10 protein-coding genes are annotated in these 22,788 nt (G+C 55.1%); 2 read left to right on the forward strand and 8 right to left on the reverse strand.

The genetic code is table 11. The features are described 5' to 3' along the window. Together HOV93_RS23590 and HOV93_RS23595 are read right to left on the reverse strand one after the other, a co-directional pair. Positions 1–2,493: a c-type cytochrome gene (locus HOV93_RS23590; protein WP_207399018.1), complete on the reverse strand. Its 2,493-nt coding sequence runs from the start codon at positions 2,491–2,493 to the stop codon at positions 1–3. Positions 2,494–2,686: 193 nt separating this feature from the next. Further along, the gene (locus HOV93_RS23595; RefSeq protein ID WP_207399019.1) at positions 2,687–3,973 is read right to left on the reverse strand and encodes a PQQ-binding-like beta-propeller repeat protein; all 1,287 of its coding nucleotides are present in this window, start codon (positions 3,971–3,973) and stop codon (positions 2,687–2,689) included. A 295-nt stretch (positions 3,974–4,268) separates the two neighbouring features. On the opposite strand from HOV93_RS23595, the gene HOV93_RS23600 reads away from it, so the two are divergent. Together HOV93_RS23600 and HOV93_RS23605 are read left to right on the forward strand one after the other, a co-directional pair. Then, entirely contained in the window at positions 4,269–5,093 is an 825-nt protein-coding gene (locus HOV93_RS23600) for a DUF4339 domain-containing protein (protein WP_207399020.1), read from the forward strand. A gap of 146 nt (positions 5,094–5,239) precedes the next feature. Further along, entirely contained in the window at positions 5,240–8,797 is a 3,558-nt protein-coding gene (locus tag HOV93_RS23605; RefSeq protein WP_207399021.1) for a PVC-type heme-binding CxxCH protein, read from the forward strand. A 16-nt stretch (positions 8,798–8,813) separates the two neighbouring features. On the opposite strand, the gene HOV93_RS23610 is transcribed toward HOV93_RS23605, so the two are convergent. From HOV93_RS23610 to HOV93_RS23635, 6 genes are all read right to left on the reverse strand, one after another. Next, positions 8,814–14,027: an SdrD B-like domain-containing protein gene (locus HOV93_RS23610; protein ID WP_207399022.1), complete on the reverse strand. Its 5,214-nt coding sequence runs from the start codon at positions 14,025–14,027 to the stop codon at positions 8,814–8,816. Between the two features lie 51 nt (positions 14,028–14,078). Then, complete coding sequence (locus HOV93_RS23615) at positions 14,079–15,110, reverse strand: WD40 repeat domain-containing protein (protein ID WP_207399023.1); 1,032 nt, start codon at positions 15,108–15,110, stop codon at positions 14,079–14,081. 256 nt (positions 15,111–15,366) lie between these two features. Next, positions 15,367–16,653 (reverse strand): citrate synthase, encoded by a 1,287-nt coding sequence (locus tag HOV93_RS23620; RefSeq protein ID WP_207399024.1) that lies wholly within the window; start codon positions 16,651–16,653, stop codon positions 15,367–15,369. 378 nt (positions 16,654–17,031) lie between these two features. Beyond that, positions 17,032–18,513, reverse strand: coding sequence for a peptidylprolyl isomerase (locus HOV93_RS23625; protein ID WP_207399025.1), 1,482 nt, complete (start codon positions 18,511–18,513; stop codon positions 17,032–17,034). Positions 18,514–18,587: 74 nt separating this feature from the next. Further along, on the reverse strand, positions 18,588–21,830 hold the full coding sequence (gene mfd, locus HOV93_RS23630) for a transcription-repair coupling factor (protein WP_207399026.1): 3,243 nt from the start codon (positions 21,828–21,830) through the stop codon (positions 18,588–18,590). 694 nt (positions 21,831–22,524) lie between these two features. After that, on the reverse strand, positions 22,525–22,788 hold a 264-nt coding region (locus HOV93_RS23635; protein ID WP_207399027.1), incomplete at its 5' end, for a hypothetical protein.

A 22,788-nucleotide genomic window follows, 5' to 3' on the forward strand; every position in this document is an offset into this window, starting at 1 on the left:
CTAGTTCTCGCTGAACATCGCGTTGTTGCGATCGCCTCGCGACAGAAGATAAGCCATCAGGTCCTTGATCTCGTCTTCGGTAAAGTTGTCCAGCAATCCTTCCGGCATCATCGATTTGTCGGATGGGGCGATTTCTTCGATCTGGTTTTGGTTGACATCGGTCATCGCGTTCGGGTCGAGCATGTTGGTGTTCACCTTGATCACGTCCCCATGCAGATTCACGATACGACCCACCACAACCTTACCGTCTTCGGTCAAAATCTTGACGGCCTGGTATTGGTCGCTTACCTGCTTGCTCGGCAAGAGGGTCGACTCGAGGATGTCGCGAGGACTGAAGCGTCCCGAGAGGCCGGTCAGGTCGGGACCAATCGCCCCGCCTTGCTCGGCAAACCGATGGCAGGCAAAGCAGCTTGCTTCACCGAATAGCTGTCGCCCCCGGTCGTAGTTGCGGTTCTTCAGTGCTGAAGGTTCGACAACGGTTGCCAGATCTTCGACGGTCCACTTCTTCACAAGCGTGCGAGGCTTGCCGCTAAACACAGGGGCGTTGGAGGTTGGCTTATGATCCAGAATGGAAGCCAAGGCCTTTTTGCGTTCAGGCGAAAGATTCTCGACGGCTTCCTTTTTGATGTCCTGGACGAACAACGCGAAGCTGGCCCCGCCGCGATAGGTCGCCGCTTTGTGGAACCAACGGAAGTAACGCTCTTGTAGTTGATCGGTCCAGCCAGCTTTCAGCAGTCGCAAGCTTTTAGCCAGTTCGATCTGCTGTTCCTGCGTTGGAGTCGATTCCAGCAACGCGACCAGACGCGGGGCAGCGACCGGCGATTGCAAGCGAACGAGCAGTTCGGCCAGCATGCGATTTTCTTCCGGAGACTGGGCCGGCAGTAGCGGTTCGAACTTCTTCAAGTAGCGGTCACGAACCGCAGCGTCGTCTCCCATTCGCATGAGCACCAAGCCATAGGCCCGTATGAGATCGAGCTTCTGCGACTTGCTGGCCGAGGCGTAGTCGATCGTGTCGAGCTTGTCCAGAACCTGGCCTCGCTGCGAGTCATCGCCGGTACGAGCCAACGCGATGGCCGTGTTAATCACGCTGTTGGCGTCGCTGAGTGCGAGTGCTTTGGCTTGCCAGGTGGCCGGATCTTGATGCTCGAGAGCGATGCGGGCCGCCTGACGGATGAAACGATCGTCGCTTCCGAGGTTCGCCAAAGCGAGGTCGTTGCCAGACGAATCCTGGGCCAGATGCAGCTTCTCTAGTTCACGACGAAGTTCCATCTTGTCGTTGCTGTCGGACGAGGCGACCTGTTCTTCGGCGCGGTCGTCCCCCACGTAGGTCACTCGGTATAGGCCCGACTGAACCTTACGGCCACCCACGGTGAAGTAAAGGGCCTTGTCGGCAGGTCGCACGATGATATCGGTGAGGGGCAGCGGCGTGCCGGTGATGAATTCTTCGGCGGTTGCCTTGTAGGACGCTCCGTCCTCTTCAAAGTGCACCGCGTACAGCTTGCCGTAGCTCCAATCGCAAGCGTAGAACGCGTCCTGATACTTCTGCGGGAAGTCGGCCCCATAGCCGAATGCAACGCCGGTCGGAGAGCCAGGGCCGATATCAATCGTGGCCGGGGTGCTGTCTGGGTAGTACTCTGGCCACTTGCCAGATCCATTGCGCCATCCGAATTCGGCACCACTGACAACATGACAAATGCGGGTCGGGCGATACCAAGGCGTGTTCAGGTCCCACTCCATATCGGCATCGTAAGTGAACAGCTCTCCGTCTTGGTTGAAAGCGGCGTCGTATTCATTTCGGAAACCAACGGCCATCAACTCCCACTCTTTGCCTTCGGGGTCGATCTTGGCGATATATCCGCCGGGGGCCATTTTGTCTCGCATGAAACCGCGGCCAAAAATACGTGGCAGCATCAGGTCTTCGTCCCAGACTTGCGGCACGCGCGAGGTTGCAAATTCGGTCTCGTTGGTCTGGTTACCACAAACAACCACTAAGTGCTCGCCATCGGGGTGCAACATGATGGCATGAGGACCATGCTCGCCGCCACCTTTGAGCTTGCGAAGCTCGGTGACTTTATCAAGCTTGCCATCTCCATTGCTGTCGGTAACGCGATGGAGTCCGCTGGGAAACTGACCGCTATTGACCACGACGTACAAACTGTCGAACGCCCAGATCAAACCTTGGGCTCCGCCAATCTCGACATCGATGGGGGTCACCGCGACTTCACCCTTGGTGCCTGCATCCGGCACCGCAACATGATACAGCTTGCCGTACTGATCGCAGACAATCAGATTGCCGTCTGGGCCGACGCACATGCTGACCCAAGATCCCTGTTGATCTTTCGGCACCGAGTAGAGAAGTTCCACCTTGAAACCATCGGCAACCTTGAAGTGCTTGGGATCGGTAGCGGTGGGTTCCTTGGCGAGCGCCGCACTGCCCAAACTGAGCAGCAGCGCGAATGTGCTGAGGAAGGTCCAAACTTGCTTTTTTGTCATCGAGATCAACTCACCAGGGTGAAATACAAATAATAACGCAAGAGAACGTTAATTCTCTTTTGGGGAACTTTCCAATCTAATCACAGCCGTTGCGGGCTTTCAACTCCCTTAGAAGGGACGACTGATCGTTTTGGGATAAAAAAGAGCTGCCGAGTCAACTCGGCAGCCTTGGCATTTAATGAACGCTGGTGTCTTAGGAACTTAGGTCGTAGCACATCAGCTTGTCTTGCTCGCGAAGATAAAGCTTGCCATCCACGATTACCGGATGCGACCAGCTTTCTTTCTCCTGAAATTCAGGCGTGAACGTTCCTTTGAGAACGTACTCGTTGGGGTTCGCTTCCACGAGTGCGAGAAGGCCCGATTGATAGCGGTAGATCAAATTGCCGTCGGCGTAAAGAATTGCGGCTGATCCTTTTCCCTCAGGTCGGAAGTCGCCTCCCCACTGGACTTTGCCGGTCTTCATTTCGACGCAAATCGGAAAGCCACTGTTATGCTTGGTGCCGGCGTAGATGTAGTCGCCCACCTTGATCATTCCGCCATGATGGTTTTGGAACGTCTTCGCATCGAGAAAGTAAACTTCTTCAGCTTCAATCTTGCCGCCGTTGTTCTTTAAGTGAACCAGCCCTGCCCCCGTTTGGTAGCCGGTGGAAGCGAAGATGTAATCTCCGTCGATCACGGGATCGGGAATGTTGGCCACACCGTTGGCGACTTGATTGTACGACCAGAGAAGTTCGCCGGTCTCGGCATCGACACCAATCAAACCGCGGCCAATCAATTTGACGTATTGCTTCTTGCCGGCAGCATTGCAAACGAGAGTCGAAGAATAGCCTGCCTCATCTTTGCCCTTTTCGCCTAAATCAGCGTCGCCCCGGGGGGTCACCCAGATTTCGCGGCCGGTCTTTTTATCAAGACAAACCAGCAGGGCTTTGGACGATCCAGAACCACAGATCAATTTATCACCGTCAATCAGTGGCGATTCTGCGAAGCCCCAGCTAGGCAGTGCCGCACCATACTCTTCTTGGAGATTACGCTGCCAGACGATGTCTCCCGATTTGCGGTTCAAACGTGCGACGGTCCCTTCCGACATCACAACGTACAAGTCTTCTCCGTCGACCGTCGGCGTGCAGCGCGAGCCGGTGTAGCCGTGCTTGGGGACTTTCGATGTCAGGTTTTGCTTCCAGGCGACTTTCTGCGAGGCCAGGTCAAAACAAACAACAGCCTGACCATCAGAGAAGTTGCCGGTGGTGTAGAGGTCATTGCCCACGATCGAAACACTGGCGTAACCTTCGCCGAGCCCTTCGGCCATCCATAACAGCTTGGGCTGCTTTTCTTCCCAATCAGAAATCAAACCGGTCGCAGACGATTTACCGTTTCGGTCGGGACCTCGCCATTGAGGCCAATCCTGATCGTTCTCTGCAGCCAGCGAAGGGATGGCCCCTGTAAACAGAAGCAGTGCGATCGTTGTGTACCGGCTAATCATGCCAATTCCTTGAAAATATTGGGAAGGACTCTGGTCGGGGAGGCGATTATGGAAGGCGCGTTCGCCGTGGGATAGAATAGGAGATACCTTATTCGCAGGTAAACCTTATGTAAGGAAAGTTTAAACGGGGTAAAATTCCCTTGCAACTAATGAGCAAGTTCATTACCCCATAGATTCAGCAGGTTAATGCCCCCAAGATGCAAACCAACCAGCGAACAGTGATCGCCGGTGGTTTGAGCCTGTTAGTTCCCGAACACCCTGTTTTACGACTTCGCGTGGGAATGGATTGGCCCGAATGCCCTCGTCTTCTAGCTCGACCCAATCAGAACTGCGGTGGTACTACGCCGTCGACGACGCCCACGTAGGCCCCGTCTCGGCGACTAAATTTTGGCAATTGGCCGAAGAAGGGGTCATTAAAGCCGAGACTCTTGTCTGGTGTACCGGTTACACCGATTGGGTTCCGGCGAAAACGATCGACGGGCTTTTTCGATCTCGTCCGAGCCGTTCCAGTGATTCGGGCTTTATGGGAGGCTCGCCGAGTTCAGCACAACTTAACCCAACCCCCATGAAGCCCCCTCCGATGGAGGGCATCACTGCGGAGCTCGATTCCACGTTATTGATGCAAATTGCGAAGTCGGGCATTCTGCTAGGCCTGCTTTGTATCGTGTTTACCCGAGGTTGCGATCAAATCGACCAGGCTCGCATCGATGGGCTTTCCGCGGAAAGAAGTATCTCGGAGCAAGAGTTTGAACAACGCGAGGCATCGGAACTTGCCCCGTTGCAACAAACGGTCGACGAGCTTCAGGCCAAAGAATTTGTTTCTGCCGAGGATAAGAAACAACAGCAGGAAGCGGTCGAAGCGTTGCGTACGGCCAAAGTCATGATGGCCAACGAGCGAAAGCGAATGGAGTCGGAAACCTGGGGCCCGCTTCGCGCGGAGGAAGCACGCGCGGCCTCCGAGAAGCTCGCGGTGCAAATGTTTCGGCGAATTGCCGGACTGCTGGGGACTACGCTCACACTGCTGGGGCTTGGTATCGCTCTTTTCTATGGCCCCCCAGACCAACAACTGGGCATTTGGATTGTGTTGGCAGTCCTGATCGCTGCTGCTTACTTGGCGTAGGCGTGCAGCTAAGCAATTTCACAAGCTGCCTACCCGATTTAACACACCAGTCTCGTTTTGATTGGAATTGGTGTCGTTAGCTTCTACATTAGTGAGAGACATTTTCCCTCGCGTGTGGCCCCACCCTCTCCTCGGAAAGCTCCTTGATGGCTTGCCTTCTTTTTCGAATTGTCTCGTTTGCGACCCTCATTCTGACCGTTTTTTCTGCCATTGAAGCAGCCGAGAACGACCAAGAGTTTGTTCCTCGACGTCAACAAGGCATTCCAGGACCGCCCCTTTCGCCGGCGGATGCGATTTCCAAGATGACCGTCCCGAGCGGTTTTTCCGTGGAAGCGGTCGCGGCAGAACCTGACATCGTGAATCCGGTTGCGATGACATTCGACGAAAAAGGACGCATTTGGGTCACCGAGAGTTTCGAATACCCACGCCTATCGCCTGGTCCCGGACGCGATCGCATTAAGGTACTGGAAGACACAGACCAAGATGGCGCGATCGACAAAGTGACCATCTTCGCCGAAGGGCTGAACATTCCCTCCGGCATCGCCGTTGGCTACGGGGGGGTGTGGGTGGCGAATGCCCCGGACATCCTTTTCCTGCAAGATACCGATGGCGACTTGAAAGCGGACAAGACGGAAGTGATTGTCACCGGCTTCGGTAGGACCGATACCCATGAGTTGCCGAACTCGTTGACATGGGGTCCCGATGGTTACCTTTACGGCTTGAACGGCGTATTTAACCACAGCCACGTAAAGCATCGTGGCCAAGATTTTGTATTCACATGCGCCCTGTTTCGGATCGATCCGCGGACTCACGATTTCGAGCTTTTTAGCGAAGGGACCAGCAACCCTTGGGGCATCGCGTTCGATCCCAACGGCGAGGCGTTTGTCAGTGCCTGTGTGATTGACCACCTCTGGCATCTGACCGAAAGCGGTTACTACCGTCGGCAAGGCGGACCTTACCCACCGCATACCTGGGAGCTTGGGTCAATCGTCAATCACAAGCACCAAATGGCGGCGTACTGCGGGATCGAGTACTTCGACAGTGACGCGTACCCCGCCGAGTACCGCGACTGCTTGTACATGGGCAACATTCATGGTGGGTGCGTGAATGTCGATGTTCTTCAGCGAGATGGCTCCACTTATTTTGCTAAGCCGCGGCCCGACTTTCTCACGGCCAACGATGTCTGGCATATGCCGGTCGATCAGAAGACTGGCCCGGATGGTTGTCTGTACGTGCTCGACTGGTACGACCGGTACCACTGCTACCAAGATGCCAGGGCACGTCCCGGCGATGTCGATCGCCTGAAAGGGCGTCTCTACCGCGTTCGCTATGAAAACACGCCGCGAGCCCAACTATTTGACCTGAACCAGGAAACCGACGACCAACTCATTGCCCGACTTGCTTCCCCCAATCGTTTCTTCCGAGATCAAGCGCAACGCGTTCTTTCCGAGCGAGCAAGCTCCGCAGCGATCCCCAAGCTCGAGTCGGTGGTACTCGACGAGTCGGCGGCTCAAAAGACGCGTCTTCACGCATTGTGGGCCCTCATTGGTGCTCGACAGCTCAGCGAGGAGTTCTCTTTGAAACTTCTCTCGCATGCGAATCCCCAACTTCGAAATTGGGCTGTTCGCTACCAAGGAACCGTTGCCTCAGACCAGGCTGAAATCGCTCAGAAAATTCGAGAACTGGCCCACGACGAAAGTCCTGACGTTCGATTGCAAGTGGCTATCCTGGCTCCCCAAGTAGATTACCTGCCGACGGTCCCCACCCTCTTGGAAGTCTTGCACCACTCGCCAGGCGACAAACTGATTCCACACATCGTCTGGCAAAACCTGCATCCCCAGCTGGAAAAGGAAACGCCCCAATACCTGGCACTGATGCAGCAATCGCCGTACGCACAGAGCGAGGCCGCGTTGTCCCTGTTACCGAGAGCCGCTGGACGTATCCTCGGCACACGAAGTCTTTCGGTCGAACACGTGGCGACGCTGGTGAAACTACTTACGGCTCAAAAAGGGCAGGAAAGCCAATTGGCTGCTTGCCTGCAGAGAATTGCCGCGCAAACACAATCGCGTGAGTTAACCGGCCAGCGGCTGGCTCAGCTTAAATCGGAACTCGCCGAGTCTCTTTCCGATGTCATGGCGGCCGGCAACAAGCACCCCGGCTACTACCATGCGGCCAACCTGGCAATTGCCTGGAACGACTCTAAAGCCATGCAGATTGTGCCCCAGGTGTTTACTTCGACCAGCGAGCCCGCTGACCGCCGCGTCGCGGCGCTCGATGCATTGCTTGCCGCGGGGCATCCCCAGGCAATTACGCTGGTAACCAACTACTTTGAAACTTCCGGCAAAGACCAAGCCGAAGTCGGGCGGGTAATTCAAACGCTCGGCAAATCCGACTCCGACGTCATCGCCACGCTGCTCTTAGAACGCCTCGAGGCGCTCTCGTCCGAGAATCGCCCCAAGGCCATCGAAGTCCTATTGCAGCGGCCTGCGTGGACACACTTACTGCTTTCGCAGATTGAAAACGGGAAGCTGGCGAAAGACATTTTGTCGATCAATCAGCTACAACGTTTGGTAAGCACGTCGAACGCGAATGTCGCCCAGCAGATAGCTTCGATCTATGGCACCATCAAAACAGGGCGAGATCCATCCCGGACGTTCATCGTCGCACAGATGCGACGCTTGGTCACCTCAGAGCAGGGCAATCCTCATCGCGGGATCGAAGTGTACAACAAGCTGTGCGGGCAGTGTCACAAACTGCACGGCAAGGGGCAGGAAGTGGGTCCCGAAATCACCGTCAACGGACGGGGTAATCTCGAGCAATTGCTCTCGAATGTCTTCGACCCCAGCCTGGTCATTGGCAAGGACTATCAAGCAGTCACGGTGCTGACGATTGAAGGCCGCGTTTTGTCGGGGTTGTTGGTCGAGGATAGCCCGTCGCGGGTTGTTCTCAAACTGCAGGGTGGCAAACTGGAAACGATCGCGCGAGATGACGTCGATGCGATGAAGACCTCGGACACGTCGCTGATGCCTGAGGGAATCGAGAAGCAGCTCGCTCCGGAAGAGATCCTCGACCTGTTTGCTTATTTAACGCTTACCAAGCCGCCGGCAGATCCGGCCGCCGAGTTGATCTCGGGGGCTGGCACGATCGATCCGAACTCGATCGTGCTTCCTTCCACGGCGCACAATCTGCTGGTCGATGCGAAGATCTCGACGAACATCCCGCAGTTGGATGCCGGCAAACGAGGTGAAGCCCGCGATCCCATCTTTAACCCGAAGACCGGCAAGTTCGTCCGCAATTCGCAGTGGCACGAGATCGGTGTTGCCAGTAGGGCTGATCTGGGTGTTCTCAGCGAAGAGCAAGCGGTTACCTGGACGGCAACCTGGGACCAACCCGTGAATGTCAACTTCCTGACCCTCTCAGGCACGTACCCCAATCAGCCTCAGCCTGACACGGCCTGGGCCGTGGAAGCGAAGATAGCAGGCAACTGGCAGACGCTCGAACGGGGCCAGGGAGGTTGGTACAACAGCGGTCGGTTTGTTTGGGGGTGGCCCGGGGCAGTCAGCGTGCCGATCGAATCGCTACGCGTGAAGGTCTTCAGCGTCGACGAAAAAACCCCTGTTCGCAGCATTCACTTTCGCGGCGAAGAGGGGTTCTCTTGGTTTGCTGGCAATTTACTGCCGGAAACGAGTGTTGTCCGGCAGTAGGATATCCTGTCGCTGACTAACCGGCCTTGCGACTGGCTACGGTAACGGAGCCTTCTTCGTTGGCATGAAAGACGCCTGGGTCGTCGGTACCGTCGCCATCCCAGTCGCCTACGGTGGGCACGTCGTCCCAATCGCCAAGCTGGAAGACCTTATCGGTCGGCTCCATCACGTGGTTGCCGTTGTCGTCGACAATCCACTCTCCGCCACGATAGACGCCGATTTCGTCGATGCCATCGCCATTCCAGTCGCCAACAACCGGAATGTCGCCCCCTTCGCCGTAGGCAAACGCCGCATCGACTTCGGGATTCCAGCGACCATCACCGTTGGTATCGATGTGCCAGGTGCCACCCCGGAAGACAGCAATGGTGCTGATGCCATCCCCGTTCCAGTCGCCAACCAACGCATGATCGCCACCCACGCCGAAGTGGAATGTATGGTCGATCAGGTCCTGACGGAACTTGCCGTGCTGGGCGACCTTCATCACGCGAGTGCCGTGAGGAGCATGCTCCTCTTTCGGCGGAACGTTCTTGGGCTTATCGAGCGACACGAAGTGATTCGCCGCATCCGGCAGGCCTGGCTCTTCTTTCACGGCCCGAGGATCATTCGGCCAGGCTTTGCCGTAAATCCCGATGTCATCCTTACCGTCGCCGTCCCAGTCACCCACAACTGGCTGATCGCCATCGTGGCCAAGCTTGGCATACATGTCGCCTTCGTCCCAGCGACCATTGCCGTTGAGATCGATGTACCAGTTTCCATCGACGAACACGCCCAGTTCGCTGACGCCATCCCCATTGAAGTCGCCGGCGACCGGAATCGCATTTTTGGCCCCGAACAGGCGATGTAGCGTCTCAGACTCTTCGCCATCCTCACCATCTGCCAAGAGCGTCCAACTGGCCTGGCCGAGGTTTTCCGTATTCCAAGGGTTAAGGTCCCCATTGGCCGACGTAAGCCAGAACGACTCCGAGGTTGCCACAGGCTCCTTGCCACGCGGATCCCCTGCATTGACCACGCTCAAGTGCCAGGTAAAACCAACCGCCGAACCGCCATAGGGCTGAACGATCTGCGGCAAAGCCAACAGCGGAGCAGGAGCGATCAGCTCTGGGCTTGGCGGTGGAACGGCTACCGGCGGAGGTGTCACTGGAGGATCGATAGGCGGGAACTCTGGTGGCGGAATGAACGGCACCACGCGAATTTCGCTGAAGTTGTTTTCCTGCGATTCGGTACCCCCGACAACGAAGATCCGGATGATCGCATCGTGGCCTGGATCGATCGACAAGGCAGACACTTCCGGACCCACGGTCCCAGGATTCACGGCCAAACCGCCGGTCGAACCCACGGTGTCGATGCTGTCGATGTAGCCATCAGGATGAATCTGGTAAACGGCATAGAAGCCTGTCTTGAGCCCCTCGAATCGGTAGTAACCATTGGCATCGGTGACGATGCGGATAGGTCCATCTCCGTAAATCCCTTGCAGAACGGAATCGCTACTGCCAAGGATTGGCTCGCCCGAGAAGCCATCGCGTAGTTCCAGCACGACGCCGGCCAACGGAGTATCGTCGGACGTTCGTTGCCCATCGCGGATGGACCCGATATCGTCAGGGACTTCGCCTGTCGCATTCGAGATGACATCGCCATCCTGGAAGACGTAACCCGACAAGGCAGCCGGCGGAAGCTCGCAGAAGTTGTGTTCGTCGAGATGCTCGCCGGAATGGGTAATGATGCTGGAGATGACATCGGTCACCGAGGCGTCGGCCAATCCATTGCGGTCAATCTGGCCACCCTGGAAGTAACCGGTGGGTTGCGATTCGACCACCGTGTAGGTCCCCGGCGGCAAGCCCGTGAACTCGTAGTGTCCGTTGGCATCGGTGAAGGTGGTTGCGATCTCGTTGCCGTTCTCGTCGAGAAGCGTGATCTTCACACCCACGATCGGCTGCTCGTCATCGTCGAAGAAACAGTCTTGGTTGGGATCGACGTGGACAAAACCACCGATCGAGGTCGGCAGCACTTCGCCGAAGTCGTATTCGATACCGGACTGCCCGAACTTCAGATCGATCGTGTGGATCACATCGCCAGGGTTCGTTGCCGAACCAATCGTCGTACCACCGATGGTACCGGCCGCATCAAGGCCATCGAGGTAACCGGTCGGCTGCGTTTCGACAATTCGGTAGGTGCCCTTGTTCAAATCGGTGAAATGATAGAAACCGTTGTTGTCGGTGACGAGCGTATCGACCAGGTTGCCGTTCTCATCGAATAGCTCGACGGTGGTTCCCCCGATTCCTTCTTCTCCGGCTTCGCGTACGCCATTGTTGTTGCGGTCGTGGTAGACGTAACCCGAAAGGTCGGCTGGTTCGCTTTCGCAGAAGTCGTAGTTTTCGCCATGCTGACCAGCCACCAGGGTGATCGCTTCGATGCGATCGTTGCCGGCAAACTCACCGACCAGGATGCCGTCGATGGTGCCAATATGGTCTCCCCCGTCAATCAGTCCCGGAGGCGTCACTTCAACGATCGTGTAAGTGCCCGGTAGCAACTCACCGAAGAAGTAGTCACCGTTGGCATCGGTAACGGTCGACTTCAACAGGTTGCCGGCGGCATCGTAAAGATGGACCGTAGCCCCCACGACAGGGCGTGAGGTCGTCGTGCTGAAGTCACAGTTTCCGTCGGCATCGGTCAGATGGACACTACCCGAAATCGAGGCGAACAGGTACTCACCAAAGTTGTAATTGATACCGTGCTCGTCACTGCCGATCGCGATGCTATTGAGTTCGTCACCAGGATTCACAGCCACACCTTGAACGGTACCGTTGATCGTACCAGCCTGGTCGGTTCCGTCCTGGTAGGCGATGGGGTGCGTTTCAATAACGCGGTAGTTGCCGGGAACGAGGTTTAAGAACTCGTAGTAGCCATTATCGTCGGTCAAGGTAACGAACGTTTCGTTGGTATCGGTATTGATCAACGTGATGGTGACGTTGCCGATGCCTTCTTCGCCATCGTTCTTGGTCCCGTTCACGTTACGGTCGTGGTAGACGTAACCGCTGAGTGAACCATGTTTGATTTCGCCAAAGTTGTATTCAATACCTTCGTCGCCCCATTTGACGTCGATCGTATTGATCTCGTCACCGGGATTTACCGAAGCACCGACCGTGGTGCCAAAGATTGTACCGGCCGTGTCGAGTCCGTCGATGTACTCGAACGGTTGAATTTCAGCGAGGTGATACTGGCCCTTGGATAGTCCTACAAACTCGTAGAAACCGTTGGCATCGGTAATGGCCAAGCCAGCAGGGATGTTGTTCTCGTCGTACAACTGAACGAGAACACCTTCGATTCCCTCTTCGCCTGCTTCACGAATGCCGTTGTTGTTCCGGTCGTGATAGACGTAACCGGACAGACTCGCCGGCAGGTGTTCGCAGAAATCATAGTGAACGCCGGAATCGCCGGAGAGCAGTTCGATATCAGCAATCCGATCGTTACCATCCAGGTTACCAACGAGGATGCCATCGATCTTACCGACATGGTCACCCCCATCAATCAGCCCTGGCGGAGTGATCTCTTCAATCGTGTACACGCCTGGCAGCAAGTTGCCAAAGAAGTACTCGCCGTTGGCATCGGTTGTGGTTGTCGCCACGAGATTGCCCTGGCTGTCGTACAGATTGATCACGGCACCTTCGACAGGAGTCGTGACGATGTCTTCGCCGTAGCAGTTGCCTTCGGGGTCGGTCAGGTGGACCCGCCCGCTGATTTCGGCTGGACGGATTTCGCCGAAGTTGTAGTTGACCCCAGAGTCACCACCTTTAAGGGTAATGGTGCTGATTCGGTCGCCGGGGTTGTTTGCCGTCCCCTTGATGACACCGTTAACGGTACCTGCGGTATCCTTACCGTCCTGGTAAGTCGGTGGCTGAACGACTTCCAGCACTTCGTACACGCCTGGCGGCATGCCGATAACTTTGTAATAGCCGTTGGCATCCGTCGTTACGAGGTACGACTGAGGATTGCCCAGGAGGTCGACCCCTTGCACGCGGATCTGGACGCCAGCGATACCTTCTTCACCAGCCTCTTTAATTCCGTCGTTGTCGCGATCGTGATAGACGTAGCCGTCGATCATCGCCGGGGTGGCTTCCGCGAAGTCGTAGTCGATTGCCGACGTACCACCTAACGGGATGCTGATCTCGGTCAACACGTCCGGATCGCCTGAGACAGTGGAACCGGTGTCTGCGCCTTCGACGGTACCTGGGACCGCGCCCACGCTAAAGTAGCCAGTCGGCTGGGCTTCACGCACCTGGTAAGTGCCTGGCTGCAGTCCGAGTTCTTCCCCAAACAAGTAGTTACCGTTGGCATCGGTCGTTACGGAGTGGCCCGTGTCGACGAAGACGCCGTTTTCCTTCTTCCACAGCGTGAGCGACACGCCGGAGATGCCTTCTTCGCCAACATCCTGCGTGAGGCTGAGGTTCGGGTCGTGGTAAACGGTACCACTGATGGTGATTGGTAGTGGCTGCTGAACAATGCTGCCGAACGCACCATCGGTTCGGTCACGATGTCCGGTTGAATTGTCGGCAGGCAGATCCAAGCCAGACTCGGCCAGCTTGGTATCGTACATGTCGATGAACTTAGTGTTGACGGTGGCGTTCTCGTAATGAGCCGCCGAAAATTCACCCGTCAACAGCGTTCCGTGGAATTCGGCACCGGAAGCGATCGGGTCGATCAGCGTTTCGTCTGGATTGCTGGGATCGTAGATGATGACTTCGTCGACATCGATCGAGAACCGCAGCTCTTCGCCTGCATCGAAACCGGTGAAGTCGAGGATCAAACGACTGCCGCCATCGGTGACGGTTGCGGTGATCGAATCAATTCCATTGGCGGAAATGATCTGAAAGGGAAACGCGGCGTCCGCACCCAGGCCACCCGGCGTGATATCGAAGATCACGTCACCCGTGCTGAGCCCTGGAATGTTGCCGAAATTCTGAATCTGGTCGCCATCGATAATGAGACGATTCAGTTGGGTTCCGTTGGCTCCGCCATCAAAGGTGACGATAAACGTATCGCCGTGCTCGTCACCACCGGCACCGTCTTCTTCGTGGTAAATCGCACCAAGTTGAATCGGTTCAGCCGACATCACACGACGCGTTTCGAGGGCTTCGAGACCTCGCGAACGCACCGGGCGATTGAATGCAGCGTTCTTGCCGCCACCAAAAAAGCTATGAAAACGACGCAATGCGTCTCGATAGTGGAAACCCATCAGGCGACTCCTGTGCCTTGCTTTCGCATCCCTGCGAAAATGGTGACCGAATTAATTCGAGAAACGGCTGACCGGAACCGTTAACACGGGGGGGGATTTTTGACGCGAGCTGCCCAGGTCCCAAACGCGAATCGTCGTATCGAATCCGCTGGAAACCATCGTTTGCCCTTGAACAGAAAGCGTCGCGACAGTGCCATCATGGCCTGCCAAGTGATCAATTTCTTCGTACGTATCTAAGCTCCACAAGCGAACTTCGTTGTCGCTTCCACCGGTCGCAATCGTGCCGGGCTGCATGAGCGAAACCGAGAAGACTTTCGCATCGCCAGTTGGCATCGAAGCGATCTGTTGCCCTGAACTGGTGTTGTGAACGTTCAGCTTGCGATCTTCACTACCGCTGACGATCTGGGAACCATCTTCAGAGAACGCCAAACCATGGATTCGCTCGTTGTGAGCGCGAATGTCTCTTAGCTTTTCACCCGATGCAGCATCCCAAATGCGAATAATGCCGGTACGTCCTGCGGCAGCAATTTGTTTGCCGTCTGGAGAGAACGCGACCGCTCGAAGATCGTTTCCGGCCGCTTTCCATTGATGGACTGTCTTGCCGGAGTAGGGATCGTAAACGACGACGGAATCATCGAAACCGACAACCGCTAGACGCGTCCCGTTGTGATTGAAATCTATGGCCGTGATTATGCTGGGAAAGTCGCTTCCGCCGCGTAGTTGAATGTTCTCGTGAACGTCCCAGAGCAATACTTGACGATCATTCCCGGCCGTGGCCAACAGCTTGCCATCAGGCGAGAACTGAGCAGCGCGAACCCAATCGGTATGTTCCTTCAGCGTCACAATGACTCGCCCTGTAGCGACTTCCATGATCCGCACGAAGTGATCGTCGCCTGCAACGGCCATCAGTTTTCCGGTCGGGTGAATTTCGACCTGAGAAACGACCGGCGGGTGAAGCCGTTCGGCATCTGGTTTTAACTGGATGGTATGCGACAGCTTGATGGCTGAAACCTGGGCGAAAGCAATTGACGGAACGATCGAAATGGCGATCACTGCCGCGGTGCCGATAATTTTCTTAATCATCGCGATGTTGCGTCTCCCTCGCTGAACTCATGCTGGGGACCCTTCGTAGTCCCTAGACGTACAACGGTAGATATCGACACAACGTGGTAGACAACCTCAAAAGATCGCCGAAAGTTTGCCTATTTAGGTAAACTTTTCCGGATACGCGGCCGCATGCTCTGCTGGCATTTCCAAGATTCGGCCAGCCTGATTCAAGAAAAAGAGGGCATGTGATCATGCCCTCTTAGATAGCAGCGGAAGACTGACTAGCGAAATGCTATCGCTTTTCGATCGGAACGAATTCTCGCTTGGTATCGCCGGTGTAGATCTGACGTGGACGACAGATCCGCTTCGTCTTCGATCCGTGCATTTCTTTCCAGTGAGAGACCCAACCGGGCAGTCGCCCCATCGCAAACAGGACGGTGAACATTTGAACAGGGATGCCAATTGCTCGATAGATCACGCCGGAATAAAAGTCGACGTTGGGGTAGAGCTTCCGTTCGACGAAGTACTCGTCGTTCAATGCAGCATGCTCGAGCTTCTGAGCGACGTCGAATAGCGGATCTTTGATCTCAAGCTTATCCAACAAACGATCACAAGCCTTCTTGATGATCGTCGCTCGTGGGTCGAAGTTCTTGTAAACGCGATGCCCAAAGCCCATCAGGCGGACTTTGCTCTTCTTGTCTTTGGCCAGTTCGACGTACTTATCGACGTCGCCACCGTTGTCGATGATCTCATCCAGCATATTCACGACGGCTTCGTTGGCACCACCATGCAGTGGCCCCCACAGAGCACTAATGCCTGCCGAAATCGAGGCAAACAAGTTCGCATCGGCTGAACCGACCATTCGGACGGTCGAGGTGCTGCAGTTTTGTTCGTGATCGGCATGCACGATCAGCAGCAGGTTCAACGCATCGACAAAGTCTGGGTCGACGTGGAATGGTTCGCTGGGGACGGCGAACATCATCTGCAGGAAGTTTTCGCAGTACGAAAGATCATTCTGCGGATAGATGAACGGCTGACCGAACGATTTCTTGTAGCTGTAGGCCGCAATGGTTGGCAACTTGGCCAGCAAGCGGTGGATCGAAACTTCGACCTGTTGAGGATCGTGCGGATCGAGCGAGTCTTGATAGAACGTCGAGAGGGCGCTGACAACACTAGACAGGATTGCCATCGGATGGGCATCGCGAGGGAAACCATCGTAGAACGATCGCATGTCTTCGTGCAGCATCGTGTGGCGACGGATCGAATTACGGAAGTTGATGAGCTGCTCCTCAGTGGGAAGCTCTCCGTAAATCAACAAGTACATAACCTCGACAAAGTCGCAGTTGGCTGCGAGTTCCTCGATTGGGTAACCACGGTACCGCAGGATGCCCTTCTCGCCATCGAGATAGGTAATCGCACTCGTGGTTGAACCTGTGTTGACGTACCCTTCGTCCAACGTGATATAGCCGGTCCCGCCACGAAGCTTCGAGATGTCGACCGCCTTCTCGTCTTCGCTACCCACAATAACGGGCAGTTCGACTTCTTTTCCATCGAGCAATAGCTTGGCAGTATCGGACATGCAGACTTCCTCACTGGGGGCATACGCAAGCTCCCCCGACGCATTTCGGGGCAACCATGTTTTCCGCGGCGGTGACGGCACCCAGTCAACACACAATGCACTGAGTAGCAGGCGCGGAACAAAATCTGGACATTAACTTTTGTCCGCTACTTTACTCGATTGTAGGAGCCAACAAAATAGGCGGTACTGAAACATTCGCCTGGCATAAGTAACGCTTATTTTAATTCTTAGGAAACGAGAGACATTTCCATGGCAGAACAGGCGAATTAATCACCCATATTAGGATAAGTTAAAAGCGGGGGAATCTTAACAAGATTTCCGGTTGGTACCGAGTTTTCCGGTAACAGCCCCTCTGCCAAAGGGGCATAACGGGGCCGACTACTTGGCCTCGTCGAAGATCGTCCAGACTTGGGCTTTTCCCTTGACCTCTAAGATGTACGCTTCCATCTGTCCTTGGCGGCGTTCGTTCTTGATCTTCTCTTTGATCTCGACTTGCGCCTCGGTGAACGGCACCATACCGGCATCTTCTCGCTCGAGCACGCGCACGATGTGGAAGCCTTCTGGCGACTCGATAATCGGGCTCAACTCGCCGATTGGCAGGCTGAAAATGGCTTTATCAATGGTTTCGTTCTTCAAACTTCCTTTGCGGGTCCAATCGTACTGACCTCCGCTGGAAGCCTTGATTCCCTGGGATTCGCGTTTGGCCACGGCGTTTAGGGGGGCTCCACGCAGCACCTGATTCCCCATGCTGGCCATTGCCTCCCAGGTAGCTTGGCGATTGGGGTAGCTTGAGAACTTCACCATAACTTGTTCCCATTTCACTTTAGCCAGCTTCTCATAGTCTTGAGAATGCTCTTCGTAGTAGTCGAGCATTTGCTGGTGGGTCACTTCCTCGTCTTTCTTAACCTTCCGCTGGATTTGCTGCTGAGCGACAAGCTTTTCGACGAACTGGCGTCGCTTCTTTTCCAGCGATCCACCCATCTCGCGAAGCTTGATATCAAGTTCGGCAGGCGAGTTCACCTCGGCGTTCTTCATGTCGGTTTCAAGTTGATACTCGTCGTAGTTCTTGCCGAGCATCTCCTGCATTTCTTCCAGTCGATCCGCTGGAATCGCACGCATAAAATCAAGGTAAACCACTTTGACATCAATTAGGCCAGGCAGCATCTGCTTCAATGCCTGTTCCTTGAACTGTTCGATCTCTTCCGGAGAAACACTTGCTCGCTGCTCAGGGGTTAGCGAAGCCATGCGTTCGTCGATCATCTGATTGACCGGCCCCAAGACATCGCCAGCGAGAATAGGGTCGCCATTGACGATCGCCACAATCCGCGCAGGCATGAATAGATCGTCTTCCGGCTTGGCAGCTGGTTGCTGGGGCAAGTTGGCAACACGTGGAGCGACTTGCTGATTGAAGTTGCTTTGTGCCGGTACCGACTGATAATTGGGCTGATTTGTCGATGGATAGTTCGTCGTGGGATACGTCGGAGTGATCGACTGTGTCTGCGGATAGCCATAGTTCGGCGGCGGTTGATTGCTCGGCATGTCGCCTATCACAGCCGATGCACCTCCACCGGATGCAGGCGAGCTATTGGGATAGCCTCCAACAGCCGGGGCTGTCCTCGCAGCGGTTCGATACTGAGGTTCCGCTGCGGCGCGGCGCTGCGAAAATGGATCAGGCGGCGTCTGTTGAGCCGTGGCCGCAGTGTCCTGCTTCCACGGATTGAGCCAGCCAAGCTGAGCCCAAGCTTCGCTCGGATTGAGCAGAACTGAGCTAAGCAACAGTCCTGCAAAGAAGGTGCGAAGACCGATGTTTTTGCTAGTCACGTAAGCAGCTGAAATCACGTTGCTTGACTTCCCATCCATGAGGAGTTCTCGTCTGAGGACGGCTTCCGGCCGTGCTCGCGCAATAAAATTGCGGGCGGAGTATAGAAACGCACCTAACTAGCACGCAACATCATTCTGGCAAAATCGAGCAATTCTGATCCATTCATGCTGGCATCAGGCAGCGGAATGTAGGCCCGCGTCTCGTCTACGATACGCACACTCTTACCGCGCAGCTTTGCTAGCTGCTTGATTCTCGATGCATTGGTGTACACGAAGACCAGAAAAGTTTGATCGACTTCTTCTTCGACATAGATCGCCGAAACTTGCCAAAAAGCTGCATCTAATTTGAGTGCGACCAGCCGCAAAAGCTCTTCGACGGCATCAGGAGTCGGCCCAAAGCGGTCTCGCATCTCTTCTTCGATCTTCAGGAGATCATCGTCCGACGCGATCCGAGTCATGCGGCGATAAAGATCGATCTTTTGCCGCATATCTTCCACGTAACCATCTGGCAGATAAGCTTCTACTGGCAAATCGATATCGACATCGATCGACATCTTGGGGGGCATCTTTTGCAGCTTCCGCACGGCACTTTCCAAAAGCTGGCAATAAAGCTCGTAGCCGACCGTCGCGATATGGCCACTTTGCTGCGTGCCCAAGATATTGCCCGCACCGCGGATTTCGAGGTCACGCATCGAAATAGCGAATCCGGCCCCCATGTGGCTGAACTCCTCGATAGCATGCAAGCGTTTGCTAGCGATCGGCGTGAGGTGCTTGCCGGGCTCAAGCAGCAGATAGCAATAGCCGCGATGATGCGACCGCCCGACTCGACCTCGCAATTGGTGCAGGTCCGCCAGGCCGTAACGATCGGCCTCGTCGACGAAAATAGTGTTCGCATTGGGGATATCAAGCCCGCTCTCGATAATTGTCGTCGCGAGCAGCAGATCAAACTTCCCTTCGATAAAGTCGACCATCACCTGTTCGAGCGCCCCTTCGGCCATTTGACCGTGCCCGATACCGATGGTGGCCTCCGGAGCGATCCGCTGCAATTTCGCGGCGACCTGCTGAATATCTTGGACGCGGTTGTGCACGAAGTAGACTTGCCCACCACGGTTCAGCTCACGCAAGACCGCGTGTCGAATAAGTTCATCATTCCACCGCGAAACTTTGGTTTCGACCGCGATTCGATCCTTAGGGGCCGTTTCCAGATTACTAATATCTCGGACACCCACTAGCGACATATGCAGCGTTCGCGGAATAGGAGTCGCCGTCATGGTGAGCACATCCACTGTCGTGCGGAGCTGCTTCAGCCGCTCCTTGACCTCGACGCCAAATCGCTGCTCTTCGTCGATAACCACGACACCCAGGTTTTGAAACTTGACATCCTTCGACGCCAAACGATGCGTTCCGATGACGACGTCGACCGTGCCATCCTTTAATCCTTTGACGACTTCCCGCTGCTCTTTCGCGGTGCCAAAGCGGCTCAGCCGAGCAATCGTGAATGGGAACTCGGCCATCCGCTCTCGAAAGGTCTTGTAGTGCTGTTCGGCCAAGATGGTCGTTGGTACAAGGATGGCAACCTGATATCCGTTGTCGACCGCTTTGAACGCCGCACGCATGGCGACTTCTGTCTTTCCAAAACCAACATCACCACACAACAACCGATCCATCGGGCGCGACTGGACCATGTCTTGCTTGATCGCAGCGATGGCCAACATTTGATCGTCCGTTTCGGTATAGGGAAACGACGCATCGAACTCGTACTGCCAGCGTGTATCCTCAGCGAAAGCGATTCCCGGCCTACCCTTTCGTTCCGCTTGAACTTGAAGCAGATCCGCTGCCAGGTCTTTAACCGCCTTCTCGACATTCTCTTTCTGTTTCTTCCAGGTAACGCCACCAATGCGAGCCAGGGGAGGCCGAGTCTTGCTGCCGCCGACATATTTCTGGACAAGATCGATCTTCGAAGCCGGGACAAAGATCTTGGTTTCGCCGTGAAACTCAAGCACCAAGTGCTCTTCGGAGTTCCCTTGTTTCTCGATCAGACGCAAGCCACGGTAACGGCCAATGCCGTGACCCAGGTGAACAACTAAGTCCCCTTTCTTCAGATCCAGAAAGCTATCGATGACCTTACCGAGACGTCGCGTCTTGGTGCGATGCATGGCCCCGCGATGGAAAATCTCGTTTCCACTGACCAGAACGAGTTGTCCATCGCGAAAGCGAAAACCTTGATGTAGTTCACCCAAAACATAGTGCAGTCGCCCCGACTTGGCGACCTGCGTTGCATCGAGAATCTCGTGCAGTCGCTCGACTTCCGCTTCTGTCTGCGAAACGATAACGACATCCAGGCTCTGGCTGACAACATCCAATTCGCCCCGAACACGATCGACATCGCCGCTAAATTGTTCGACCGATTCGAAGTTCAAATTCGCGGTTACATTGAACGAGCCGCTTGCGATCCCCGCCACCGAGACCTTGCGAAAGTCGTTCAGCCTGACAATCGTTTCCGCGAACTCGAAGGCATCGCGCACATCGTCGACACGCTTGAGATAGTCGTTGGCGGTTTGCTTCATCTGATCGGGCTCAATCAGGAGAAACACAGAATCGTCCGGCAAAAAGTCGATAAAACTACCTTGGTAGTCTCTCGAGTGCCGCAGTGCCGTGACATCGATTTGCTGAAGTGATTCGATACTACGTTGTGATTGAACGTCGACCTCACGCAGCGATTCGATTTCATCGCCGAATAGCTCTACCCGCACCGGCCTCTGCCAATCAGGAGCAAAGACATCCAGAATTCCACCACGCAATGAAAACTCGCCAGGCAGTTCCACGGCCGTTGTGGAGTGATACTTATGAGCGAGCAGCCACTTGCCTAGCTCTTCTGGAATGAGTTGCTGCCCAACTTCCAGGCGACGGCTATTAGTAACGATGTTTTCTTTGTCAGGAACAGGTTGAATCAAGCTCTCGATGGAAGTGACCAGAAGCGAAGGACACTTACCGTAAACCAATTGCTTTAAGATTCTCAGCCGGGCAGCGTAAATCTCGTCATGCAGTCGACGCTCGTCAGCTGACGACTCCCAGGCCGGAAAGGACGCGACATCCGCTTTGGAAAACAGCGGCAGCGCTTCGGCAAGCTTATCGATCTCGGTCAGATGGGGAGCCACAAGAACGACATGCGAAGAGACTTCCCCAGAAAAAGCAGCGGCCACCAGCGCGCAAGCCGATCCCCAGACTCCTTCCAGCGTAGCGTCTTCCCCTTGCTTCAGGGCCTGGACCACTTTCTGGAACGATTCATTCTGCTCAAAACACTGCGGCAGACTCTTGAGCATCGTCGCCGCCTGCTGGGATGTCACAACGCTCATATTTTGTAGTCGTGAATTTTAGAGCGAATGATCGAAGCGGGCCAAGGTGCGATCCATTGTTTTTTCGCCCTTCTCTTCCCTTCTTACTTCACCCGGCCAAGATTTCATGCGACGACTCGACCACTGGATCGGATCCCCGCAGTGCAGAGTCTCGCAGGTGCCGCAACCGTCGGTGTCCCTAAACTTCCGAGGCAGGGTGAGATTGTAGCCCCAGTGAATAACGGACCTGTCGATTTCGTGGAATCGGCCATCTCGCTGTCGCTTCCAGCTGGGCCGGTACGGTACGAACCACGGCTTTAGCTACCTTACTCGCTCGAATCATCTATTAGGTAGCAGCAGATTAACCGTATGAGACACGAGTGGCTGACATCCCACGGCCGAGACCGACGCCTGGTGAGGACAACCCCGCAAGCAATCACGCTGCGGGAACCTCGGAAAAGCCGCTACATACTACCTTTCAGATGCATAGACCACCCTGACGCGGGGTGCCAGATCGACACTGCCGACCCAATTCGGACTCAGCGAAGGAGCATTCAAGTAGAACGTCACTGATTGGGGCATCGAATACAGATACGAAACCCTCTATCTACTCGCATCCATTTCGCTCAAATGTCCATGCAATCGCCCCACATTCGAGATTCCCGAACGAATCGCGAAGATTTCCATTACCCGTAACCTATTACACAGAAGCCACTTACGAACTCTCCTCGAAAATCCCTTTCAAATTCGCGCCACCCCCGTTTGACAATGCCGTCCATCCAGTGATACATTGCGTCCTTCCACTTGAGGTTAATTCCTTGTTAGGGGAAAGCCACTTCTTCATGAAGTGAGAATGATCTTTGACAATTTGGTTGGTAGATGGCATTTTGCGTAGCAAGGTGGATATCAAACTTCGATTTGCCTCGTGCAGATCGTGGTTCAGATAAAAGCTTTGTTGCGACATAAACGATGCAATTTC

The organism is Bremerella alba, from assembly GCF_013618625.1.
Taxonomy (GTDB): Bacteria; Planctomycetota; Planctomycetia; order Pirellulales; family Pirellulaceae; genus Bremerella; species Bremerella alba.

Bases quoted from the DNA above. Each gene is read 5' to 3' on its own strand.
- HOV93_RS23590 (WP_207399018.1), bottom strand. From the start codon at position 2,493: ATGACAAAAAAGCAAGTTTGGACCTTCCTCAGCACATTCGCGCTGCTG.
- HOV93_RS23595 (WP_207399019.1), bottom strand. From the start codon at position 3,973: ATGATTAGCCGGTACACAACGATCGCACTGCTTCTGTTTACAGGGGCC.
- HOV93_RS23600 (WP_207399020.1), top strand. From the start codon at position 4,269: ATGCCCTCGTCTTCTAGCTCGACCCAATCAGAACTGCGGTGGTACTAC.
- HOV93_RS23605 (WP_207399021.1), top strand. From the start codon at position 5,240: ATGGCTTGCCTTCTTTTTCGAATTGTCTCGTTTGCGACCCTCATTCTG.
- HOV93_RS23610 (WP_207399022.1), bottom strand. From the start codon at position 14,027: ATGGGTTTCCACTATCGAGACGCATTGCGTCGTTTTCATAGCTTTTTT.
- HOV93_RS23615 (WP_207399023.1), bottom strand. From the start codon at position 15,110: ATGATTAAGAAAATTATCGGCACCGCGGCAGTGATCGCCATTTCGATC.
- HOV93_RS23620 (WP_207399024.1), bottom strand. From the start codon at position 16,653: ATGTCCGATACTGCCAAGCTATTGCTCGATGGAAAAGAAGTCGAACTG.
- HOV93_RS23625 (WP_207399025.1), bottom strand. From the start codon at position 18,513: ATGGATGGGAAGTCAAGCAACGTGATTTCAGCTGCTTACGTGACTAGC.
- mfd (WP_207399026.1), bottom strand. From the start codon at position 21,830: ATGAGCGTTGTGACATCCCAGCAGGCGGCGACGATGCTCAAGAGTCTG.